Annotated in this window: 3 protein-coding genes; all 3 read right to left on the bottom strand. The window is 42.6% G+C overall.

Annotated elements, in window-relative coordinates; all coding sequences use genetic code 11:
* On the bottom strand, positions 1-1,474 hold a 1,474-nt coding region (locus Q7P41_RS06830), incomplete at its 3' end, for an ABC transporter substrate-binding protein (protein ID WP_303883065.1).
* Between the two features lie 207 nt (positions 1,475-1,681).
* Complete coding sequence (locus Q7P41_RS06825) at positions 1,682-2,866, bottom strand: M20 family metallopeptidase (protein WP_303883064.1); 1,185 nt, start codon at positions 2,864-2,866, stop codon at positions 1,682-1,684.
* A 40-nt stretch (positions 2,867-2,906) separates the two neighbouring features.
* The gene (locus tag Q7P41_RS06820; RefSeq protein ID WP_303883062.1) at positions 2,907-4,439 is read right to left on the bottom strand and encodes an AbgT family transporter; all 1,533 of its coding nucleotides are present in this window, start codon (positions 4,437-4,439) and stop codon (positions 2,907-2,909) included.
* Between the last annotated feature and the right edge of the window lie 409 nt (positions 4,440-4,848).

The raw sequence follows: 4,848 nt of genomic DNA, 5'->3' as shown, positions 1-4,848 counted from the left end.
CGAATGGGCTTTTTTCGATCCAATATTCCTGAAGCTCCTTGTAAAGTTCAAGTCGTCGCTCTTCGTTTAATTCTAAACCGGCTTTTTCCGCCAAATCCGCGGCATGATCATCGTACCACATAGTCCTCCATGCAAGCTGCTTGACCCTGTAATTTGCAAAGGGTTTTGCCAAAGCATCGGGATCGGGATAGTCTATGCCCCACCCTGCTAAGATTATTTGATGTCCCTGCTGCCTAAATTTAGCATACATTTCAGAAGCTGGCATGGTGGTTACCGTGGCTTTTATTCCAACCTCGGCAAGATTTGATTGAATCAGCACTGCTTCATCCATCCTGATCTGGGTCGGGTTAGTCAAAATTTCCACTTCAAAGCCATCCGGATATCCGGCATCTTTCAGCAGTTGTTTTGCCTTTGCGACGTCTTTTTTATAGGGATTCATCTCGATGTAACCAAAATAACCGATCGGTATGAAATTTTGATTGAGCACGGCAAAACCTCTCAAGACTGAATTAATTATAGCATCGTAATCAATGGCATATTTGACAGCCTTAACTACACGCTCATCTTTAAAAGGCCCCCACTGAGCATTCATAGCTATATATTCATTTGACTGAGAGGGTACGGCGATCAATTTCACACCTTTTTGCGGCGAATCTCTAAGTTGAGCAGCTTGCTCTGTCGTCACTCTCCAGGCAACATCAACGTCGCCTTTTTGAACGAGCAGAAACTGAGTTGTTGATTCCGGCACGTCTTTAATAAAAATTTGCTTTATGGCAGGAACTCCGGCCCAAAAATATTGATTTGCACGAAGCAAAACGTGGTCATTTCTCTTCCACTCGACTATCTCGTAAGGCCCAGCGCCTGCGCCGACAGACTTGTCCAATAAGTAGGCCTCTCCAAGATCACCGTTGACTTCATTCGCCATCACGACTTTTTTGTTTACAATCCCGCCCCATGCGCCCCCGAGAATGGATAAAATAATGTTAGGTGCAAGCGGTTTTGTCTTTAATACAACAGTGCGATCGTCCTTCTTGGTGATAGTCTCTTGCATGTTCTCTCTCGTGAGTCCTATTTCCTCCAACAGCCACGCAGGAGATTTGTAAATGCTCAAAAGTCTTTGGAAGGAAAAGACCACATCATCGGCCGTTACAGGATCGCCATTCGAAAAACGAGCGTTTTCTCTCAAATGAAATACATATTTTGTGCCATCTTCGAGAATCTCCCAACTCTCAGCTAAACCAGGTACGGGAGTTAATACGCCGTTCACGTAATCGATATGAGTTAATCCTGAGTACCCTGCCTCTGTTATTTGTGCAGCTAATGTTTCATAACATACAGCCGGATCTAGAGAAATTAATATCTGTGTGTCTGCGGCTATGACTAACGAGTCTTTAGGCGTTGCTGCGGGGGAGTGAGTAGCTAAGAAAAAACAGCTTAAAAACGCCAATATTAAAACTGTCGCTCTCTTACGCATATTATACATACCCCCTACTTTTATTGATTGTTGTTATTCTAGCAAGACATCATGGTGGTGTCAAAAAAAGTTGGTCACGCCCTTTTGCCCATCACACATGCAGGCAACGCAAGGGCGGACAGCCACCTCTCTTTGTCTTCCAGAAACTGCTTTACAAGAGAAAGCTATCCGCCCATTTGACGAGTACAAAATAGTATTTTACTAAAGCTAGCTTAACTGAAGGTATTTATAAGCAAGCAACGCATAAGCTGCAACGCCTTTCCACAGTACGTCTTCATCTACGTCAAACTTGGGGTGATGATGTGGGAAAACGATGTTTTTTTCCTCGTTTCTGATGCCAAGTTGCAAGAACGCGCCGGGAATTTTCTGCGTATAAAATGCGAAATCCTCGCCACCCATGGTCATTTCAGCTTCGACTATAGGTCCGATGGCTTGCAAAGCTTCCGTTACAAAATCCACAAGGCTTGAGTCGTTCACGAGCGGAGGATAGGGGGCTCTAAAAAGCCCAAAGGAAGACGAACAACCCCATCCTTCGGCGTAACGCTCGGCGATGGACTGCATCCTTTTCATTAGCCTGTCTCTCAAGTTGGAATCAAAGGTCCTCAATGTGCCCCTAATTTCAACCGACTCGGGAATAACGTTGTATCCATCGCTTGCTTTTACCATTGGCAATGTTATGACCACGGGAGAAAAAGGATTGGCCGCCCTGGAAACCAATTTATGAAATGCGTTATATATGTCTGCAGCTGGTGCTGTTGGATCATTGGCCAAATGAGGATGAGCCGCGTGACCGCCTTTACCTGCGATTCGAATCTCAAATCCATCCGATGAAGCCATCATTGGCCCTTTTCTCGTAGCTAGCACCCCGGAAGGAACTTCCACCCATACGTGTATACCAAATATGGCATCAACGTCGTCCAAGTGACCTTCCTCAAGAACTTTTTTGGCACCGGCTCCGCCTTCTTCTCCTGGTTGAAATACTAGTTTTACAGTGCCGTTAAAACTATCCCTCAAGTCGGAAATTAATTTTGCGGCACCTAAAAGCATTGCAGTGTGTGCGTCATGACCACAAGCGTGCATTTTACCCGAGATGACCGATTTGTAGGGCACATCGTTTTCTTCCTCTACGTTTAAAGCGTCTATATCAGCCCTTAATGCAACAATCCTTCCGCCTACGCCGCCACATTCCAAGACGCCTATTACTCCGGTCCCGGCGGCTCTTTTTGTTTCATAGCCCCAGTCCTTCAAAAATGTCTCGACAATTTCGGCCGTTCTTTTTTCTTCAAACTTTACCTCGGGATGTCGATGAAAATCCCTGCGCTTTTCTACCACAAATTCCTGCGATTTCTTGGCTGACTCTACGATCTTATCCTCCAAATTATACTCAGACATAGTAATCCCTCTGCTTATTACTATTTTTTTTATTTCGTGGTTATAGAGAAATAGAAGCGCCTGGCCCAATGGGCAGACCTAAATAGTACCAAACAATGATCATTAATATCCATGTGATTAAAAAGACCATGGAGTAAACAAAAGTACGTGATATTATTGTTCCCACACCTACATCCTTTTTATACATGCTCGCAAAACCCAAGAGTATGGGGAAATATGTAAAAAGCGGAGTGAAGGCATTTGTGCTGGAATCCCCAATCCTGTAGAGAAGCTGTGTCCATTCCGGAGTATAACCCAAATAATACATCATAGGCACTATTACAGGAGCCAAAAAGGCCCATTTTGTCGATCCGCTCGTCAAAAATAGATTAATAAATGTCGAAATGAACGTTATAGCAACGAAAAGACCAACGCCAGTAAAACCAGCGATCTCAAGAAGATGTGCAAGTTTGATAGCTAGTATTGATGCCATATTAGTGTGAGTAAAGGTGTAGGTGAAGTTACCGATAGGCAACATCACCACAATATAGGGGGCCATCGTCTTCATGCTTTCGACCATATGGTCTATGATCTCTGTAGGCCTTTGCACAGAACCAACGCTTCTCCCGTATACCCACCCTCCAATTATAAAAAACACAAAAAGGATTGGTATCATGCCATCCAGGAAAATAGAAGGAACTATTGTGTTTTTAACGGGATCTCGCAGTGGTCCTCCAGGAATGATCGTTAGCAAAAACATCAAGAGGAAAAATCCACCTGCTGCAAGACCTGCCTTCTTCACGCCGCTTATTTCTTTCTCAGTAAGTGTTGTCAGATACTCACGGGGAACTTGTGCATGTTCATATTCAGGATCCCATTTGGCAAATTTCGGCATAGCAAATCTATTAGTAAATACCGTTCCTACAGCCGTCAATACAAAAACAGAAGCGATCATAAAATAGTAATTAGCGGTTGGATAAACGTCATAAGCAGGATTTGCTATTTTGGCGGAAGCGCTAGTAATCCCTGCCAGCAGTACGTCAGTTCCAGCTATGAATAAATTTGCGGTAAATCCTGATGAAGCAGCAACATATCCTAATATCATCCCAAATATCGGGTCTTTCTTCCTTGCATAAAAAAGGGCAGCAGTCAATGGCGGAATGATGACTGTTCCCGCATCTGAAGCTAAATTAGAACATATTCCAATGATAAATATTGCGGGAATCATTAAACTATCCGGGACAGTTGTCAATGTCTTCATTATGGAGGGTATGAATCCTGATCTTTCAGCGAAACCGGATGCCATCATCATAACCAAAACTAATCCCAGGGGTGGAAATTTGGTAAAGTTGGACACCATGTTTGACAATATCCATTTTAACCCTTTGCGATTCAACAAGCTAATAATTTCAATTTTTTCGTTCGTAGCAGGTGCAATAGCTGAGACGCCTTCAAATACGCCGGAAAGAATAATCACCAAAAACCAGAAGAACAAAAAGATCCAAAATATGTGGGGCAACTTATTACCAACGCGTTCAATCCAACCAACAAACTTAAACAATAGACCATTCTTATTCCCCTCGTTCCCAGTCAAAACTAATTCCCCCTTCCTATGTTGAAAGTACTTTTGATTGAACTCAACCATTTCAGCATTATATAAAACATTAAATATTATTGCAACCACTTTCATGATTGGCTAGCATGAAACTCAAGTCTATGACTGCTATTTTAAATTAGGCATTATAGAGTCCTGCAAGCATCTCAAATCTTATACAAGTAATAAAGTAATATGTGAGTCTAAAACTGTAACAAACCGTACATGGTAGGCTAAGGTACAAGTCATGATTTATAGGGGGGAAGCTGGACCTGTTTTTTGATAAATTGATGAAAAGTCATCCAACGTGCTTATTTACATTGAGCCTGGTTTATCTCATAATATACATAAAAAGAGGTGAAGACCATGTTTAATAATATACAAGTATTTGTTAAAGGCATTGTCATCG

The sequence above is a fragment of the Acetomicrobium mobile genome (assembly GCF_937920065.1).
Note: the sequence above shows the minus strand (reverse complement) of the source record. Positions and strands in the feature narration are given on the sequence as shown.